We start from the raw sequence: 18067 nt of genomic DNA on the forward strand, positions 1-18067 counted from the left end.
GTTGTTTGGTGTTTCAACCGCGATGCGTTAATCGCACGTAATCGAGCCCTATCATTTTCCGAAAGGTAGAACTGACATGAGTGACAATAAAAACGGCATCAAAGACCAGTTGATCACCGGTACAGAAAGTCTGCGTGTTTTCGAAGGGCTCAATCGCGGCATGTCACGCCGCCATGCGCTGCAAATGCTGGGGGTGGCGGGTGTGGCCGCGGCGGGCGCTGGCAGCCTGTTCGGTGCCGCCGGCAAATTGCTTGCCGACGATCAGGCAAGCCCCGGCAAAGGCAAGCCCGGCGGGCGCATTCGGGTCGCTGGTATCACCAGTTCCACCGCCGATACCCTGGATCCGGCCAAAGGCTCGTCGTCCACGGACTATGTGCGTCACTACATGTTCTACAACGGCCTGACGCGTTTCGACAGCCACATGGTGCCGCAGCTGGAACTGGCCGAGCGCATCGACACCACCGACGCGACGCTTTGGGTGATTACCCTGCGCAAAGAGGTGGTCTTCCACAACGGCAAGGGCCTGACCGCCGCCGACGTAGTGTTTTCCCTGTTGCGCCACAAGGACCCGATTACCGGCTCCAAGGTCCTGCCGCTGGCGTCGCAGTTTGCCGAGGTCAAGGCCAACGGCACCCATGAAGTGCAGATAACGCTGAGCGGGCCGAATGCCGAGCTGCCATCGATCCTGGCCATCTCCCACATGCTGATCGTTCCTGAAGGCACCAGCGACTTCAGCCAGGGCATCGGTACCGGCCCCTTCAAGGTCAAGGAGTTCAAGCCGGGGGTGCGTTCGATTGGCGCGCGCAATACCAACTACTGGAAACCGGGTTTGCCGTACCTGGACGAGATCGAATTCATCGGCATCGCCGACGAGCCGTCACGGGTCAACGCACTGCTCTCCGGCGATGTGCAGATCATCAACGAGGTCAACCCGCGCTCGACCACGCGCATCAAGGACAGCGCCAAACATCGCGTCGTGGACTCGCCGTCGGGTAACTACACCGACCTGATCATTCGCCAGGACCAGATGCCCGGCCAAAGCCCTGAGTTCACCGAGGCGATGAAACTGCTGCTGGACCGCGAACAGGTCAAGTCGGCGATATTCCGTGGTTTCGCCAGGGTCGGCAACGACCACCCGATCGCCCCCGGCGCGCGGTTCCACAACGCCGACCTGCCACAACGGGCCTACGATCCGGAAAAGGCGCGCTTCCTGCTAAAGAAAGCGGGGATGGAAAGCATCAGCATGCCGGTGATGTGCTCGCCGGCCGCCACTGGCTCGGTGGACGTCGCCGTGCTGTTGCAGCAATCGGCCAAGGAGGCCGGGCTCAAGCTCAACGTCAATCGCCTGCCAAGCGATGGCTACTGGTCCAATCACTGGGCCAAGCACCCGCTGAGCTTCGGCAACATCAACCCACGGCCCAACGCCGACATGATCTTCTCGCAATTCTTCCAATCGACCGCGCCCTGGAATGAATCCGGCTGGAAAAATCCGCAGTTCGACCAGCTGCTGATCCAGGCCCGGGGTGAAACCGATGAGGTCAAGCGCGGCAAGATGTACGGCGACATGCAGGTCCTGGTGCATGACCACAGCGGCATCGGTGTTCCCGTGTTCATCAGCAACATCGATGGCGTCGACCAGCGCGTCAAAGGCTACGGCACCAACCCGCTGGGCGGTTTCATGGGCTACATGTTCTCCGAGCAGGTCTGGCTGGACGCTTGACGGACGTTGGGTCTTGGCGGCGTGATAGGACACGAGGGTAGCGTGATGAATAGCAACACACTGTGGTTGATCGGCCGGCGCCTTGGCGCGGCGATCGTAACCCTGTTGATCGTGTCGATGGTGGTGTTCGCCATCACGGCGGTCTTGCCGGGAGACGCGGCGCAACAGGCCCTTGGGCAATTCGCCACGCCTGAACAGGTGGCGGCCCTGCGCGTGAAAATGGGTCTGGATCAGCCGGGTGTGTTGCGTTATCTGCACTGGCTGATGAGCCTGCTCAGCGGCGACATGGGCGTGTCGATCTCCAATGCCACGCCGGTCAGCGAGTTGATGGCCGGCCGAGTCCCCAACACCCTGATGCTGGCGGCCGCCACGGCGCTGGTGTCGGTGCCGGTGGCATTGATCATGGGCATCGGTTCGGCGATGGGGCGCGGTGGTCGCATCGACGGCTTTATCAGCTTCTTTACCCTGACGATGGTGGCAGTGCCGGAGTTTCTGGTCGCCACCCTGGCGGTGTTGATTTTCGCCGTGAACCTGGGCTGGCTGTCGGCGTTGTCCTATTCCAGCGAGATCACTTCACCGTGGCAGTTCATGCGCACCTACGCCTTGCCGGTCATGACGCTGTGTTGCGTGATCATCGCGCAAATGGCCCGCATGACCCGGGCGGCGGTGATCGATCAACTCGACAGCCCCTATGTGGAAATGGCCCGTCTCAAAGGTGTGAGCCCGGTGCGGGTGGTGCTGCGCCATGCACTGCCCAACGCTATCGGGCCCATCGCCAATGCCATCGCCCTGAGCCTGTCCTACTTGCTCGGCGGAGTGGTGATCGTCGAGACGATATTCAACTATCCCGGCATCGCGAGCCTGATGGTCGATGCCGTGACGAATCGCGACATGGCATTGGTCCAGGCCTGCACCATGTTGTTTTGTACGGCGTACCTGACACTCGTGCTGATTGCCGACCTGTGCGCGATCCTCTCCAATCCGAGGCTGAGAAACCAATGAACAATCTCATTGTGAAATCCCCGCCTGCGTCGGCCGCTTTGGCGTTGGGCAAAGACGACCATGCAACGTCCTGGCTGGGCCTGGTCGGTGCCGCGATGTGTTTGATCTGGCTGCTGGTGGCGATCTTCGGCCCATGGCTGGCGCCACATCCCGTGGGAGAAGTGGTCTCTGACAATGTCTTCGACAGTTTCAGCGCGGCTTACCCGCTGGGCACCGATTACCTGGGCCGTGACATGCTCAGTCGGATCCTGGTCGGCGCACAATTCACCGTGGGTCTGGCGTTGGTGGCGGCAGTCCTGGCCAGTGGCTTGGGGACCAGTTGCGCACTGCTGTCGGTGGTGTCACCGAAGTGGCTGGATGAGCTGATCAGCCGCCTGATGGACGCCTTCATCTCGATCCCGAGCAAGATGCTGGCGCTGATCATGGTCTCGGCGTTCGGTTCATCGGTGACGTTGCTGGTGTGCACGGCGGTGTTGAGTTACACGCCGGGTGCGTTCCGTATCGCCCGCAGCATGGCGGTGAACATCGAGGCCCTGGAGTACGTGCAAGTGGCCCGTACCCGTGGCGAGCGTCGCCTGTACGTCGCTTGCGTGGAAATCCTGCCCAACATGCTCAACACAGTGTTGGCTGACCTGGGCTTGCGCTTCGGCTTCATCGTGCTGCTGCTCAGCGGCATGAGCTTTCTCGGCCTGGGCGTGCAACCGCCGGATGCCGACCTGGGTTCACTGGTGCGCGAAAACATCGGCGGCCTGAATCAGGGCGCCCCGGCCATCGTGATTCCTGCCCTGGCCATCGGCACCCTGACCATCGGCGTCAATCTGTTTATCGACCGCCTGTCTTCGCGGCGTAACCGACGTTCGGGAGGCCATTGATATGAGCGAATTGATCCGAGTCGAGAACCTGCGCGTAGTCGCCGGTGGCGAGCACAGCGAAGTGGAAATCGTCAAAGGCGTGAGTTTCTCCCTGGAGAAAGGTGAAGTGCTGGCGCTGATCGGTGAGTCCGGCTCCGGCAAGACCACCATCGCCCTGGCACTGCTTGGTTACGCCCGGCGCGGTTGTCGCCTGGCCGGTGGCGTGGTGCAGGTCGGCGAGCATGACATGCTCGCGCTGGAGGAAAGCGAGCTGCAACGCCTGCGCGGCAACCGGGTATCGTATATCGCCCAAAGCGCCGCCGCGGCGTTCAACCCGGCGAAAAAACTCATCGACCAGGTGGTGGAAGGTGCGCTGATTCATGGTCTCGGCAGCCGGGCCGTGCTCGAAGCCAAGGCCATCGAACTGTTTCGCGACCTGGCGCTGCCCGACCCTGAGCGCATCGGCCGGCGTTATCCCCACCAGGTCTCCGGCGGGCAGTTGCAGCGGGTGATGGCGGCCATGGCGCTGATCAGCGATCCGCTGTTGGTGGTGCTCGATGAGCCGACCACGGCTCTGGACGTGACTACCCAGATTGACGTGCTGCGCGCCTTCAAGCGTGTCGTACGCGAACGCGGCGCGACGGCGGTGTATGTGTCCCACGACCTGGCGGTCGTGGCGCAGATGGCCGACCAGATCGTCGTGCTCAACGGCGGGCAGATCTTCGAACAGAGCGCCACCGCGCCGCTGCTCAAAGGCCCGGCTCACGCCTACACCCGCAGCCTGCTGGCGGCGGCGCGGCCGGACACCACCATTCGCCCACCCTGTGGTGTGGCCGAAGACACGCCACTGCTGACCATCCAGGGCTTGACCGCCGGCTACGGTAACAAGAATCAGCACGGCATGCCGGCGATCCGGGTGCTGGAAGACATCGACCTGACGGTGCGCCGGGGCCAGGCCATCGGTGTGATCGGCGAGTCCGGCTCGGGCAAATCGACCCTGGCGCGGGTGGTGGCGGGGCTGTTGACCCCGGCCCTCGGCGGCTTGACGTTTGACGGCCAGCCACTGGGCGGCAGCCTGTCCGAGCGCACGGACGAACAGTTCCGGCGCATCCAGATGGTGTTCCAGAACGCCGACACCGCGCTGAACCCGATGCACAGCATCAGCACCATTTTGAGCCGGCCATTGAAGATGTATTTCGGCCTCAAGGGCGCGGCGCTGCGCGAGCGCATCGGCGAATTGCTCGACCTGGTGCGCCTGCCACGGGAGCTGGCCGAGCGCCGCCCGAGCGAACTGTCCGGCGGGCAAAAACAGCGGGTCAACCTGGCCCGGGCGTTGGCGGCGAAACCGGACCTGATTTTGTGCGATGAAGTCACCTCGGCCCTGGATACCGTGGTCGGCGCGGCGATCCTTGAACTGCTGCGCGATCTGCGCCAGCAACTGGGGGTTTCCTACCTGTTCATCAGCCACGACATCTCCACGGTGCGGGCGCTGTGCGACGACATCGTGGTGATGTACAGCGGGCACAAGATCCAGGCGGGTGCACGGCAAGCGTTCGCCCAGCCGCCATTCCATCCCTACACCGACCTGTTGATCCATTCGGTGCCGGAGTTGCGCCAGGGCTGGCTGGAAAGCTGCGGCGCCACCACCTGTGGCACCCTGCCGACGTTGGGTGCTCGCGCCGATGTGCCGGACCTGTGCACCTTCCTCAACCGTTGCCCGGTGCGGGTCGATGGCCTGTGTAACTGCACCGCGCCGCCTCGGCGAGTCATCGACGGCGGCAGTGAAGTGCTCTGTCATCACGACAGCGATGCGCTGCGCAAGCGCCAGCAGGATTCAAACAGCATGATCGTGGGAGCCTACGCGTGAGCGGTCGTTTCGTGAGGTTGGCCGAACAGGGCCGGCCAACCGTCAAATTGATAGTGGACGGCGTGCCTATCGAGGCGCTGCAGGGTGACACTCTGATGGTGGCCTTGCTGACGAATGGCCCGACGTTGCGCCAGTCGGAATTCGATCCGGGCAGCCGTGCCGGTTTTTGCCTGATGGGCGCTTGCCAGGATTGCTGGGTCTGGACCCGCAGCGGCGAACGCCTGCGTGCCTGTTCCAACGAAGTGCGTGAAGGGTTGGACATCATCACTCAGCAACCGGAGGCCATATGGCCGCTGCGCGGATAGTTATTGTAGGCGCTGGGCCGGCGGGCGTTCGTTGTGCCCAGACCTTGGTGGCGGCGGGCTTCAAGCCGATCCTGATCGACGAAAATCGTCGCGATGGAGGGCAGATCTACCGGCGCCAACCCGAGGGGTTCACCCGCACCTACGCCACGCTGTACGGCACCGAGGCGGACAAGGCCAAGGACCTGCACGACAGCTTCGACCGCTTGCGTGCGCAGATCGACTACCGCCCCGATACCTTGGTGTGGAACCTCACGCCAGGCCAGCTGTGCTGCGTCAGCCAGGGCCGGCACACGACGGTGGATTACGACGCGCTGATCCTCTGCACCGGCGCCACCGACCGCCTGATGCCGATCGAAGGCTGGCAATTGGGCGGTACCTACAGCCTCGGCGGCGCGCAGATTGCCCTCAAGGCCCAGGCGGTTTCCATCGGCCACCGCGTGGTGTTCATGGGCAGCGGGCCGTTGCTGTATCTGGTCGCCAGCCAATACCTCAAGGCCGGCGCCAACGTGGCGGCGGTGCTGGACACCTCGCCCTTGGGCAAGCGCATCAAGGCCTTGCCCAAACTCATGGCACGCCCGGGCTTATTGTTCACTGGCCTGAAATTGTTGGCGCAGCTGTACCGGGCGAAAATCCCGGTGCACTTGGGCATCGCGCCTGTGCAAGTGCTCGGTGACCCGATCAGTGGCGTCAGTGGTGTGCGGGTTCGTAGCGCCAGTGGAGCGACGTTGACCGTGGATTGTGACGCCGTGGCGCTGGGGTATCACTTGCGGCCGGAAACCCAACTGGCCGACCTGGCGGGTTGTCGCCTGCGTTTCGACGAGGCGTCCGGCCAATGGCTGCTGGACCTCGATGAGGAAGGTCGCACCTGCGTCAGTGGCGTCTATGCTGCCGGGGACGGTGCGAAAATCCGTGGCGCCGATGCCGCCGAGCACGCCGGGCGCCTGGTCGCCATGGCGTTGTTGAGTGATCTGCAACAGCCGGTGGACGCTGCGCAGGTCGCCGAGCAGCGCCAGGCGCTCAAGGTGATGGATGCCTTTCGTCTCGGCCTGGCCCAGGCTTTTCCCTGGCCCGCCGCGCAGGCCAAGGCCTTGCCGGACGAAGCCATCGTCTGCCGCTGCGAAATGATCAGCGCCGGCGAGCTGCGGCGTACCGTCAGCGAAAAGGGCGCCTGTGAAGTCAATCGCGCCAAGGCCTTCAGCCGAGTCGGCATGGGCCGCTGCCAGGGCCGTTATTGTTCCCAGGCCGGGGCCGAGGTGATTGCCGCGGCGGCCGGTGTCAATGTCCAGGAAGTCGGCCGGCAACGCGGCCAGGCGCCGGTGAAGCCGCTTTCGATGCTCACGCAGGAGGTGGCGCCATGACGGTACACAAGGCCGATGTAGTGATCGTCGGCGGCGGCCTGATGGGCTCGGCGACGGCGTTTTTCCTGCGTCAGCGCGGGCAGTCGGTGATCCTGCTGGAGCGTGACCAGATCGGTCAGTACGCCAGCGGCGTGAACTTCGGCAACGTGCGGCGCCAGGGACGTTACCTCGGGCAACTGGAACTGGCGAACCGTTCCTGGGCGCTGTGGAAGCGCTTGCCCGAACTGATCGATGACGACTTGGAGTTCATTGCCAGCGGGCACATGCGCGTGTGCTATCGCGAAGACGAAATCCCTGAGCTGGAGGCCTACGCCGCAGCACCGGAAGCGGCGCAGCTGGACTTGCAGATCTATCGCGGCAGCGAACTGCACGCGCGTTTTCCATTCCTTGGCAAAGAGGTGAAAGGCGGCTCCTATGCCCCTCACGATGGTCACGCCAATCCACGCTTGGCGGCCCCGGCGTTTGCCAGGGCCGCCCGGCGGCTCGGCGCGCAGATCGAGGAGCGCACCGAAGTGGCCGGGGTGCAGAAGATCGGTGACGGGTTCCGCATCACCACCACCGATGGCCGCCAGTTCAGTTCCGCCCAGCTGTTGATTACCGCCGGTGCCTGGGGCCAGAAGCTCTCGGCGCAGTTCGGTGAGCCGGTACCGTTGGACACCAATGGCCCACAGATGGCTGTCACCGAACCGGTGCCCTATGCCTTGCCGACGGTGATCGGGGTGTACACCAAGATCCCGGAAGAGGTGATCTACTTCCGCCAGATCCCCCGGGGCAACATCATCATCGGCGGCGGTTATCGCAGCAAGCCGGACATGCTCAACCGCCGGGCCCATGTCGAGCCACGCAGCATCCTCAACCAGTTGGAGCAGATGCGCCGGCTGCTGCCGGGCGTCGGCAACCTGAATATCATCCGCGTGTGGAGCGGCATCGAAGGGTATCTACCCGACTCCCTGCCGGTGATGGGGCCCAGCGGCAACGTCGATGGCTTGTACTACGCGTTCGGTTTCTGCGGTCACGGCTTCCAGCTCGGCCCGGGCGTCGGCGACGTCATGGCCGAACTCATCAGCACCGGCAGCACCCGTACCTCGATCGAGCCGTTCTCCATCCGCCGGTTCACTCCTTCAACCGAGCAACGGAGCAAGGCCTCATGAAACCCCGGGTTTTAGCTATTTTCGAACGCCTGCTGGCCTTTGAAACGGTCTCTTCAGAATCGAACATGGCCTTGATCGAGTACGTGCGCGAGTTGTTGCTGAGCAAGGGCATCGAATCGCTGATCGTCAAGGATGAAAGCGGCAAGAAAGCCAACCTGTTCGCCAGCACCGGGCCGCGTGAGTTGCCGGGGATCCTGCTGTCCGGTCATACCGACGTGGTGCCGGCGGCGGGGCAGGCCTGGACCGTCCCGGCGTTCCAGGCAACGCTGCGGGATGGGCGGGTCTACGGGCGCGGCAGTTGTGACATGAAAGGCTTCATCGCGTTGGCCATCGGCGCCATGCTCGAGGCTGCCGACCATGCCTTGAACCGGCCATTGCAACTGGCGCTGTCCCATGACGAAGAGATCGGTTGCGTGGGGGTACGCCGTTTGCTCGACGTGCTGCACCTGGCGCCAGTGCGGCCGTTCCTCTGTGTAATCGGCGAGCCGACCAACATGCAGTTCGTACTCGGCCACAAGGGCAAGGGCTCCTACCGCACTTACTGCCGTGGCCTGGAGGCGCATTCGTCGCTGGCGCCGCGCTCGGTCAACGCGATTCACGTGGCCTGTGATTTCATCGCGGCGTTGCGCCAGAGCCAGCAGCAGCTGCAAGAGCAGGGCGCCCAGGATGCCGACTACGACGTGCCCTATAGCACTGTGCATGTCGGGCAGATTGTCGGTGGCAAGGCGCTGAACATCGTGCCCAACCTGTGCACCCTGGATTTCGAAGTGCGCAACCTGCCGGCCGATGACCTGGATCAGTTCCTCGGGCAACTGCGCGAGCGGGCCGAGGTGATCGTGCGCGAAGCCAAGAAGCTCTCCAGCGTGGCGGACATCGAAATCGAAACCCTGAACGTCTATCCCGGCCTGGATACCCATCCGAGCGTCGAGGCCGTGCGCTTTCTGAAAAACTTCGCCGCCCCGGACACGGGCACCGCCAAAGTGTCGTTCGGCACCGAAGGCGGCTTGTTCAAGCAGCGCCTGGATGTACCGGTCGTCGTCTGCGGCCCGGGCTCCATCGAACAGGCGCACAAGCCTGACGAGTTCATCGAAATCAGTCAGATGGATGCGGGGGAGCAGTTTTTGGAAGGGTTGTTGGGGTCGTTGAAACGGTAGCCAGACGTCCTGTCAACACAGTTCCCCTGTGGGAGCGAGCTTGCTCGCGATAGCGATGGATCAGCTTGTATCCATGTTGAATGGGCCGACGCCATCGCGAGCAAGCTCGCTCCCACAGGGTGCTGTGTTTAGCCTGAATCCTTCTCGGTAGAGCCTGCCGTCCCAGCACAAAACTTCAGCATCCAACACTGCCCAAACCGCGCTTTCAGCATCCTGCCCCGTGGCATCTCCTTAGACTGGAATCACCTCGGAACAGGACGCGACCATGCTCAAGAATCAATTGAAAGACCCCAGCCTGTTGGCAGAACTCGCTTACGTCGACGGTCAGTGGATCGGTGCCGACAACGCGGCCACCTTTGACGTCATCGACCCCGCCACCGGCCAGGTCCTCGCCCGGGTGCCGGCCCTGCAAGGTGTGGAAACCCGCCGTGCCATCGAAGCCGCCGAGAGCGCCTGGCCGGCCTGGCGTGCGCGTCCGGCGGCGGAGCGGGCGGCGCTGCTGGAGCGTTGGTATCAAGCCATGATCGATAACCTCGACGACCTGGCGCTGATCATGACCCGTGAACAGGGCAAGCCGCTGAACGAAGCCAAAGGCGAAATCCGCTATGGGGCCGGCTTTGCCAAATGGTTTGCCGAAGAAGCCCGCCGGGTCTATGGCGAAACCATCCCGGCCCCCAGCGGCGACCGGCGCCTGCTGACGCTCAAGCAACCGGTGGGCGTCTGTGCGGCGATCACGCCGTGGAATTTCCCCAATGCGATGATCACTCGCAAATGCGCACCGGCCTTGGCGGCGGGTTGCCCGGTCATCGTCAAGCCTTCGGACCTGACCCCGTTGTCGGCCCTGGCGCTGGCAGTGCTGGCCGAGCGGGTGGGGATTCCGGCCGGGGTGTTCAACGTCGTCACCGGTCTGCCTGCCGCTATCGGTGAAGAGCTGACCAGTAACCCGACGGTGCGCAAGATTTCCTTTACCGGTTCGACGGCGGTCGGTCGGTTGCTGATGCGCCAGAGCGCCGAACACATCAAGCGCTTGAGCCTGGAGCTGGGGGGCAACGCGCCGTTCATTGTGTTCGACGACGCGGACCTGGAGCAGGCCGTCACCGGCATCATGCTCAGCAAGTTTCGCAACGCCGGCCAGACCTGCGTCTGTGCCAATCGCATTCTGGTGCAGGACGGCATCTACGAGCGTTTCGCCGAGCGTCTGGTGGAGGAGGTGGGCAAGCTCAAGGTCGGCAACGGCCTGGAGGCTGGCGTGACGATCGGCCCGCTGATCAACCTGGCTGGGGTGAACAAAGTCGCCCGGCATATCGACGATGCATTGAGTCAAGGTGCGCGCCTGCTCTGTGGTGGCGTTCCCGAAGGCGACAGCCAGTTCGTCCAGCCAACGGTTCTGGGCGAAGCCCACGCCGGGATGTTGCTGGCCAATGAAGAAACCTTCGGCCCAGTGGCTCCGCTGATGCGCTTTACGACCGAAGAAGAGGCGTTGGCCCTGGCCAATGCCACGCCGTATGGCCTTGGGGCCTACTATTTCACCCAGGATCTGCGTCGTTCATGGCGGTTCGGCGAGGCGTTGGAGTTCGGCATGGTCGGCCTCAACACCGGGCTCATCTCCATGGAAGTCGCGCCCTTCGGCGGCATCAAGCAGTCGGGCCTGGGACGCGAGGGCAGCAAGTACGGCCTGGATGAATACCTCGAAGTCAAAGCCTTCCACATTGGTGGGCTGTGATGCGGCCATCGCCGCCGCACTTTGAAAGACCTGCGACACCTTTGCCCGCGCACACTGCGGGCTTTTTTTGGGCTAGAGAAAAGTTGATATTCACCACAGATCCCCTGTGAGCGAGCTTGCTCGCGATGGCGGTGGTCCAGGTGACGACGATGCTGAATGTGCCGCCGTCTTCGCAACCCAGACTATTTGACGACGTAGACCTTGCGTACATAGACGCTGCTCTGCCAGGCACACGGCGCATTCAGGGGCACGAACACGGTATCGCCGGTGTTGACCGTCAGGTCGCTGCCATCGGCGGCCTGCAAGGTGACGCTGCCTTCGAGCAGGTGCATCAGTTCATGCAGTTTGTGCGGGCGTGACCGGCGGGTATAAGGGGTCGAGTCCCAGACGCCGATACGCAGGTTGGTCGCTTCTTCGACAAACAGATTGTTCGAGCGACATTGGGGCGGGGGGCTAATCAGAATCTCATCATCCGGTGCCGCGGAGGGCGAGAGATGAGTGTGGGCAGGGAGCGCCGTTAACCCGGGATGACGCGCGTCAACCACCGGGGCATCTGCACAGAATGCCCAGAGAGACTCCGCTTGCGCCTCGACCTCAAGGGCCGTCCCCAGGCCGATCACCGCGCTCTCACCCGGCTTGAGCTGCAGCGTCTGCGCCTGACTCCTGAGGGTGACCGCGCCGGCATGCACCACGATGGTTTCATTGAAGGGGTAGTCGTCGACGCTGAACCGGCCGCTCGCCCGGACCACTCCGGCAGCCATGCCATCCGCCCCGGCATAGGCGATGAGTCGGTCAAACGGATCATTGGCGCCCAGCGAACCTGGCGTGAACGGGGTTGAAGCGAGACGGCCATCGGCGTGTGCCAACAGCACTGCGGTCGGTTCGAGCATGAAAAATGATTCTCCAAAGCAACGTTGATGAGGACGGTTTTTTCAGCCAATGGCCTGGGTCACCAGCGCGAACTGGCGCACCGCGCCGGTAGCCTCTGGGGGCGTGCCGCGGGCCATTTGGGCGACGGTGTCGACATGCTTGAGCCCGGCTTCTTCCAACCAAGGTGCCAGGCCGCTGTCCGAGGGGATGTCGATGCGAACGAAGGCATCCGGTACCTGGGCCAGCAGCACCGCGATCAAGTGCCGGGCCTGTTCTGGAGTCTCGGCGACGACCGGGCCGATGCAGCGACCACGGCCAAAGGAACGCAGCAGGGCGAAGGCGCACAAGTGACCGTCTCGCTCCAGGCCAATTGAATGTTCAACGACATTGAACAGGTCATTGAGTACGGCTGTTCGGTCCAGCCCAGTGCCAGCATTGGCCAGTTGGATCAGCCCGGCGTGATCGGCTGCGGTCAACGAGCGGCAGCGTTCGTCGGCGGCCAGTGCCTGGGGCGCAGGCACCAGCGCTTGTCCCTGATGTTGCTGGACATGCCCAAAGTCGACGAACCCTTGGCTGGCATACAGCGGTGCTCCGGCCAACGTCGCATTGAGGATGGCGGTCCGCGATCCACAGGCCTCAATGGCCTGCTCCATCAGCCTGCGACCGATCCCCTGGCCCTGGTACTCATCATCGACGATCACCAGGCCAATGGTGGCGTGGCTACCCTGGGGGCAGGTGAAGGCAGTACCGATCAAACGACCTTGATCTTCCACCACGAAACCTTGGGCGACGCGCTGCAGCATCGCCCAGTCCTCCAGGCGGTGGGGCCATTTCAACTGCACGGACAAGGCGTGTGCCGCAGGGACATCGGCGGCGGTCATGGAGCGATAAACGTACGTGGGGCGTTGCGAAAGGGACATGGTAGATCACCCTTGAAGAGGCACTTGATCGGACGGCTTTTATCCGCGGAAAGTGTGTGTATCTCACCTGCAATGAGGCCTGGCAAGGGCCGCCCATTGATTCGGTATGTTCGGTCAGCAACGGCTTTTCCGACCACATTTCTTGCTCAAATCCGCGGCCCGGCCAGCAGTAAATACCGGGCCGGATTTCAGGCTTGGACCGAAGCGAAAGCGCGATCAGCGAAGACGCAGGCGCCGTCCGAATGACCCATTGTGGGTCTGTCAGCCTTTTTTGAAAGCAGACAGCAGGTCGGTCAGCCCTGGCATGGTCGGCCCGGATTCGTTGGAGATAAGGCCGGTCTCCGAGCGGCTGAACAGCGACTGGAGGATGATTTTTCTCGATTCGTCGTCCACTTGCGTGTCTTTGCTCAACGTCAGGTACAAGTGGGTAAGCTGCTCTCGCTCTTCTGCATCCCGTTGAAGGTGGAAAGCGCTGAAAACCAACTTGGAGAGTGTTTTGACGGTAAAGGCCAAGGTTGAGATAAGGGTGACGAAAATGAGCGCGCCCTCGATCTGATTGAGGGCGATTGGTGTGCGGTCACCACTCAGCCATAGATTGAAGGACGTCCACAGGCCGATGACGGAGAAAAACAAGGTAACGCTGAGTACGCCTGTCCAGATATAACCACGTGTCTGGTGTTCACTGGCTTTTTTTGCCCAATAGGTCGCGGGGCCTTCCAGCCGAAGCTTTTCCTTATACGTGGACTCTAGCGTTTCAAGGCGCGTTGCCCAGGCGTCCTCTTCCTGCTTTTGCCACTGGGCAAATTGGTTCATCTCCTTTCTTGCTTTTTTTACGAGCCTGTATTTGACCTTGAAGAAACTCGAGTGAATTCCACGTATCACCGCCGCTTCTGAGGTGGAGCGCTGTGCGAAAGAGTTTTGCAGGGGAAGTTTGAACTCATAGGCGGCCAAGTATCCGCTGAAATCGTTAAATGAGCCTTGGTTTTCACTTTTTCCCAGGAAAATTGCATCGTAGAAGCCTGCGGCAATAGCGGGCGCGTTCGAATAAATCTCCAGCCATTTGATCGTGGCGAGTGAGTTGCTGAAAATCCAGACGTCAGAAAGTTCCTCTTCTGGCGGCTCGTCGTCAAGCAGGTAATGCTCTTCCTGGGCGAGGTGATATTCGAATATCGCTACGCAGGCCTCTAAATTTTCCAAGGCCTGATGGGGGCTCGATTTTCCTTTTTTTTGGAGACTTTTTATTTTTGGTTTCCAAAAATTCAATTCATTTCGCATGAAATCATATTGGTCGACGAGGTAGTCGAATTCAAAATGCTCTCCGCTCAACGCTTTCAGCACGAGTGTTGTCATCTTTAATCTATCAGGGCTGCGTTGGCTGAATGAATGGACAGGTCGTCCGGCCCAATGGAGCCCAAGCACAGGAGAATCAGGGAGAGGTAGAAATAACCGAATAAAAACATCCACGTTGCGGCGACGATGCTTTTGCTGTCCGAGAAAATGCTGTTTACCCGTGATGCTACGTTTCCGTGTGCGCTATTGTTTCTGGCGGCGTAGAGAAAACAAAACACCAGGCACTCTAGTCTCTGAGCGTCTGAGGTAAGGGCGGGTACTTTTATGGTGACCTTGCCGAGATCATCGAACTGCTCAATCATGGGTATCGTGATGAGTATTTTTTTGATCTCTTTCCCGAGCGCATGCGTGATTTTCCGAGATTTTTCATTGTCGGTGATTCCGAAGCTTACGTCTGTTTTGTCCGGCATTTCGGTAATGGTGCACAGGCTGGAGTAGGCCTCACCATAGGTCCAGTAAAAATGATTGAACATCGCTGGAAATTTGTTTTTAAACGACTTGTAGGATGAGGAGATATGAATTTTTCTTATTTCGTCTGTTTTTTGCGTGGCGCGCTCATTATGTTTCTCGATGGCCATGCCTTTCAGAATGTAAGACGCGACGAAGTGTAAAGTCTTGTCGGGCAGGCAGTTTACGAAATCCAGTGTTATGGCGTGAGGCGTGCTGAAATCGGCAGCCAACGGAGTCTCGGCGGGCAGCGCAATTTGCGATTGCATGAACTTGTTGATTTCAACCAGGGATTTTTCAATGGCTTTCGAGTCTCCCAAGCTTTCCGCAGTAACCGATAACTTCATGTAGAGATCGTTGTAACAACTGTTGGTCGCGGTCCACAGATAGGTAAAGGCCATGTCTGGTCTTCGCGGCAGGCAGGAATAACTGTCAATCAGCGCAGTGGTTGCAACGTAGGGGATTTTATTGGGATTGAGCGCCCAGCTGACAGGATCCAGGTATTTAAATTGGGTGAACCAGGCGAGCGCGGGGTGATCGTTGGGTAGCAGTTTTTCCTCATGAGCTTCGATGGTGTAGGCCGTTACGAGCTTATGGAGCTTATCCAGTCGTTGTGTCCTTACGTTCTGATTCATGCAGGCTGGTCCTTCAGATGAATTGAAGGCTAAATGCTATCATTTGATGAGCGTCATAGCTGCTGTTTTATAAAAAAACAGCAGCAGGACACCACGTTATGAGGCTGATAGAGGGGCATGTATTTGAGCGATCAATAGTTCCGCTCACGGTCGACCAGGCCCAGCATCGAGTCGCCCCGTTGATGCCGACGGATATTCTCCAGCAGCACGGCAAATGCGCTCTCAGGTTGGGTCATTGCCGCGATGTGCGGCGTCAGCAGTATCTGCGGATGCTGCCAGAACGGATGATCGGCTGGCGCCGGTTCCTGCTCCAGGACATCGAGCACCGCGGCGCTGAGTTGCCCATCGGCAAGGGCTGCCAGCAGATCCGCCTCGACCAGGTGCCCGCCCCGGCCCATGTTGACCAGGGCGGCGCCCTTGGGCAGGAGCTGGAACAACTGACGGTTGAGAATCCCTTGGGTCTGCTCGGTCAGCGGCAGCACGCACACGACGATGTCGCACTGACCGAGGAAGACCGGCAGTTGCTCGGCGCCGGCAAAGCAGTCCACGCCTTCAATGCGATGCTCGCTGCGGGCCCACCCCGATAAGGCAAAGCCGAATGTCTGCAAGGTGGCAAGGATCTGCCGCGCCTGCAAACCCAGGCCCATGACGCCCACCCGGCGCTGTTGCGCGGGCACCAGTCGGTGCGCCTGCCAGCAGCGTTCGGCCTGTTGCTGGCGATAGCGCACCATGTCCCGATGCAGGCTGAGCACGGCGAAACTGGCGTACTCGCACATGCCCTGGGTGATCCCCGGATCGAGCAAGCGCACCACCGGCAGCGTCGGCGGCAAGCGGCCGAGGTCGAGCTGGTCGACCCCGGCTGACAACGCGAACAGGACTTCCAGGTTTGGCAATACGGTCTCGATGTCGTCCGGTGCCTGCCAGGCCGCGAGGTACTGGATATCCCGCGGGTCGCCGATGTCCGGCCAGGCACGCCATTGGATATCCGGTGCGTGTTCGGCGAACAGCCGCCGCCAGTGTTCGCCGCGGACCGGGTCAGCTTTATAAAGCAGGGCCATGGATCACTTCTCGCCTGAGGTTAAAGAGTTTCTAGCATGCCTCAACGGCAGAGCAGGATCTGTTGAAAGGGGCCGCGTAGAAGCATCCCGCTGCGTTGTTAGGCGCCCCTCCCGGCAGATTCCATGGGGCGCAGTGCCTCTGGAGGATTCTGCTGTTTGCCGGGGTGTAAACAGTCGATCCGGATTTCTCAGCGGCCAAGTTCGGCTTAGACAATCGCGTCGAACCCTTAATCTGTGAACACACCGCCGCCGCTTACTGGCAGCGAGGCTCACGATGGGAATTGCCATGAACAGTAAAGTCGAAGAAACCCCAAGTCTGCTCCGTCAGCGTGATCAATTTGTACCCCGTGGTCTGGTTACCGCACACCCGCTGGTGATCGATCGGGCCCAGGGCTCGGAATTGTGGGACGTGGACGGCAAGCGTTACCTGGACTTCGTCGGCGGCATCGGTGTGCTGAATATCGGCCATAACCACCCCAAAGTCGTTGCGGCGGTGCAGGCTCAATTGCAAAAGGTGTCCCATGCCTGCTTCCAGGTCGTGGCCTATAAACCTTATCTGGACTTGGCCCAGCGCCTCTGCGAAATGATCGGCGGCCAGGAGAACTACAAGGCCGCGTTCTTCACCTCCGGCGCGGAAGCGGTGGAAAACGCCGTGAAGATCGCCCGTGCCCACACCAACCGCTCGGCGGTGATTGCCTTTCGCGGTGGGTTCCATGGTCGCACCTTGCTCGGCACCACGCTGACGGGGATGAGCCAGCCGTACAAACAGAATTTCGGGCCGTTCGCCCCAGAGGTTTTCCACACGCCGTATCCAAATGAATATCGCGGCGTCAGCAGCGCGATGGCGCTCCAGGCGCTGGACGAATTGCTGGCGACCCAGGTAGCACCTGAGCGGGTCGCGGCGATCATCATCGAACCGGTGCAGGGCGACGGTGGTTTCCTTACGGCCCCCGCCGAATTTCTTCAGGCACTGCGTGCCCTGACCAAGAAACATGGCATTGTGCTGATTCTCGATGAAATCCAGACCGGCTTCGGGCGCACCGGCCAATGGTTCGGTTTCCAGCATTCCGGCATTCAACCGGACCTGGTCACCGTCGCCAAAAGCCTTGCCGGCGGCTTGCCGCTGTCCGGCGTGGTCGGCAAGGCCGAGATCATGGACGCACCGTTGCCGGGTGGCCTGGGTGGCACCTACGGTGGCAATGCGTTGTCCTGCGCCGCGGCGCTGGCGGTGATCGAGGCCTACGAGCAGGAGCAATTGCTGGCGCGTGGTGATGCCCTGGGTGAGCGTTTGCGTCAGGGGCTGTTGCGCCTGCAGGCTCGCTACCCGCAGATTGGCGACGTGCGTGGCAGCGGTTTCATGCTGGCGATCGAGCTGATCAAGCAAGATGACGCCCGCACGCCGGATGCCGACCTGAACCAACGCCTGATCGATGAGGCCCGGGCGGGTGGGTTGCTGGTGATCAAGTGCGGGGTTTACCGCAACGTGTTGCGCTTCCTGGCACCGCTGGTCACGACCGAAGCTCAGATTGACGAAGCGTTGCAGATTCTCGACGCTGCGCTGGCCCGGGTCATGGGCTGAAACACCCCGCGTACGGGGCGTTTGCCGCGGCAAGCCCCCGTGTAACTCAATGGAGCGTGGAGCGATGGGACATCATC

The 18067-nt window shown here is 61.4% G+C and carries 15 protein-coding genes; 10 read left to right on the forward strand and 5 right to left on the reverse strand.

Annotation, left to right across the window (positions count from 1 at the left end):
• The first annotated feature begins 76 nt into the window (after positions 1-76).
• From LOY70_RS11595 to LOY70_RS11635, 9 genes are all read left to right on the forward strand, one after another.
• The gene (locus LOY70_RS11595; protein WP_265036736.1) at positions 77-1720 is read left to right on the forward strand and encodes an ABC transporter substrate-binding protein; all 1644 of its coding nucleotides are present in this window, start codon (positions 77-79) and stop codon (positions 1718-1720) included.
• 45 nt (positions 1721-1765) lie between these two features.
• Positions 1766-2722, forward strand: a complete 957-nt coding sequence (locus LOY70_RS11600) for an ABC transporter permease (protein WP_265036738.1) — start codon at positions 1766-1768, stop codon at positions 2720-2722.
• Entirely contained in the window at positions 2719-3594 is an 876-nt protein-coding gene (locus LOY70_RS11605; protein ID WP_265036740.1) for an ABC transporter permease, read from the forward strand. Before LOY70_RS11600 ends, LOY70_RS11605 begins: the two co-directional genes overlap by 4 nt.
• 1 nt (position 3595) lies before the next feature.
• The gene (locus LOY70_RS11610) at positions 3596-5440 is read left to right on the forward strand and encodes an ABC transporter ATP-binding protein (RefSeq protein ID WP_265036741.1); all 1845 of its coding nucleotides are present in this window, start codon (positions 3596-3598) and stop codon (positions 5438-5440) included.
• The gene (locus tag LOY70_RS11615; RefSeq protein WP_265036743.1) at positions 5437-5745 is read left to right on the forward strand and encodes a (2Fe-2S)-binding protein; all 309 of its coding nucleotides are present in this window, start codon (positions 5437-5439) and stop codon (positions 5743-5745) included. Before LOY70_RS11610 ends, LOY70_RS11615 begins: the two co-directional genes overlap by 4 nt.
• Entirely contained in the window at positions 5727-7103 is a 1377-nt protein-coding gene (locus LOY70_RS11620; RefSeq protein WP_265036744.1) for an NAD(P)/FAD-dependent oxidoreductase, read from the forward strand. The genes LOY70_RS11615 and LOY70_RS11620 overlap by 19 nt, the downstream gene beginning before the upstream one ends.
• A complete protein-coding gene (locus tag LOY70_RS11625) occupies positions 7100-8254 on the forward strand; it encodes an NAD(P)/FAD-dependent oxidoreductase (RefSeq protein WP_265036745.1) in 1155 nt (384 codons plus the stop codon). The genes LOY70_RS11620 and LOY70_RS11625 overlap by 4 nt, the downstream gene beginning before the upstream one ends.
• Positions 8251-9408 carry an acetylornithine deacetylase gene (argE, locus tag LOY70_RS11630; protein ID WP_265036747.1) on the forward strand — a complete coding sequence of 386 codons (1158 nt, stop codon included), beginning with the start codon at positions 8251-8253 and terminating at the stop codon, positions 9406-9408. Before LOY70_RS11625 ends, argE begins: the two co-directional genes overlap by 4 nt.
• A 265-nt stretch (positions 9409-9673) precedes the next feature.
• A complete protein-coding gene (locus LOY70_RS11635) occupies positions 9674-11131 on the forward strand; it encodes an NAD-dependent succinate-semialdehyde dehydrogenase (RefSeq protein WP_265036749.1) in 1458 nt (485 codons plus the stop codon).
• A 182-nt stretch (positions 11132-11313) separates the two neighbouring features.
• Here LOY70_RS11635 and LOY70_RS11640 read toward each other — a convergent pair whose 3' ends face one another.
• From LOY70_RS11640 to LOY70_RS11660, 5 genes are all read right to left on the reverse strand, one after another.
• On the reverse strand, positions 11314-12021 hold the full coding sequence (locus LOY70_RS11640; RefSeq protein ID WP_265036751.1) for a cupin domain-containing protein: 708 nt from the start codon (positions 12019-12021) through the stop codon (positions 11314-11316).
• A 42-nt stretch (positions 12022-12063) separates the two neighbouring features.
• Complete coding sequence (locus tag LOY70_RS11645) at positions 12064-12921, reverse strand: GNAT family N-acetyltransferase (protein WP_265036753.1); 858 nt, start codon at positions 12919-12921, stop codon at positions 12064-12066.
• A 261-nt stretch (positions 12922-13182) separates the two neighbouring features.
• Positions 13183-14271: a DUF6161 domain-containing protein gene (locus tag LOY70_RS11650; protein WP_265036755.1), complete on the reverse strand. Its 1089-nt coding sequence runs from the start codon at positions 14269-14271 to the stop codon at positions 13183-13185.
• A gap of 2 nt (positions 14272-14273) precedes the next feature.
• Positions 14274-15353, reverse strand: coding sequence for a hypothetical protein (locus tag LOY70_RS11655; RefSeq protein WP_265036757.1), 1080 nt, complete (start codon positions 15351-15353; stop codon positions 14274-14276).
• A gap of 131 nt (positions 15354-15484) precedes the next feature.
• On the reverse strand, positions 15485-16411 hold the full coding sequence (locus LOY70_RS11660; protein WP_265036759.1) for a 2-hydroxyacid dehydrogenase: 927 nt from the start codon (positions 16409-16411) through the stop codon (positions 15485-15487).
• Between the two features lie 286 nt (positions 16412-16697).
• On the opposite strand from LOY70_RS11660, the gene gabT reads away from it, so the two are divergent.
• Positions 16698-17990 (forward strand): 4-aminobutyrate--2-oxoglutarate transaminase, encoded by a 1293-nt coding sequence (gabT, locus tag LOY70_RS11665; RefSeq protein WP_123342922.1) that lies wholly within the window; start codon positions 16698-16700, stop codon positions 17988-17990.
• The last annotated feature ends 77 nt before the right edge of the window (positions 17991-18067 follow it).

Origin of the sequence: Pseudomonas sp. B21-054, assembly GCF_026016345.1 — a bacterium.
Lineage (GTDB): Bacteria > Pseudomonadota > Gammaproteobacteria > Pseudomonadales > Pseudomonadaceae > Aquipseudomonas.

Bases quoted from the DNA above. Each gene is read 5' to 3' on its own strand.
- LOY70_RS11660 (WP_265036759.1), bottom strand. From the start codon at position 16,411: ATGGCCCTGCTTTATAAAGCTGACCCGGTCCGCGGCGAACACTGGCGG.
- LOY70_RS11600 (WP_265036738.1), top strand. From the start codon at position 1,766: ATGAATAGCAACACACTGTGGTTGATCGGCCGGCGCCTTGGCGCGGCG.
- LOY70_RS11645 (WP_265036753.1), bottom strand. From the start codon at position 12,921: ATGTCCCTTTCGCAACGCCCCACGTACGTTTATCGCTCCATGACCGCC.
- gabT (WP_123342922.1), top strand. From the start codon at position 16,698: ATGAACAGTAAAGTCGAAGAAACCCCAAGTCTGCTCCGTCAGCGTGAT.
- LOY70_RS11620 (WP_265036744.1), top strand. From the start codon at position 5,727: ATGGCCGCTGCGCGGATAGTTATTGTAGGCGCTGGGCCGGCGGGCGTT.
- LOY70_RS11640 (WP_265036751.1), bottom strand. From the start codon at position 12,021: ATGCTCGAACCGACCGCAGTGCTGTTGGCACACGCCGATGGCCGTCTC.
- LOY70_RS11655 (WP_265036757.1), bottom strand. From the start codon at position 15,353: ATGAATCAGAACGTAAGGACACAACGACTGGATAAGCTCCATAAGCTC.
- argE (WP_265036747.1), top strand. From the start codon at position 8,251: ATGAAACCCCGGGTTTTAGCTATTTTCGAACGCCTGCTGGCCTTTGAA.
- LOY70_RS11610 (WP_265036741.1), top strand. From the start codon at position 3,596: ATGAGCGAATTGATCCGAGTCGAGAACCTGCGCGTAGTCGCCGGTGGC.
- LOY70_RS11650 (WP_265036755.1), bottom strand. From the start codon at position 14,271: ATGACAACACTCGTGCTGAAAGCGTTGAGCGGAGAGCATTTTGAATTC.
- LOY70_RS11605 (WP_265036740.1), top strand. From the start codon at position 2,719: ATGAACAATCTCATTGTGAAATCCCCGCCTGCGTCGGCCGCTTTGGCG.
- LOY70_RS11595 (WP_265036736.1), top strand. From the start codon at position 77: ATGAGTGACAATAAAAACGGCATCAAAGACCAGTTGATCACCGGTACA.
- LOY70_RS11625 (WP_265036745.1), top strand. From the start codon at position 7,100: ATGACGGTACACAAGGCCGATGTAGTGATCGTCGGCGGCGGCCTGATG.
- LOY70_RS11635 (WP_265036749.1), top strand. From the start codon at position 9,674: ATGCTCAAGAATCAATTGAAAGACCCCAGCCTGTTGGCAGAACTCGCT.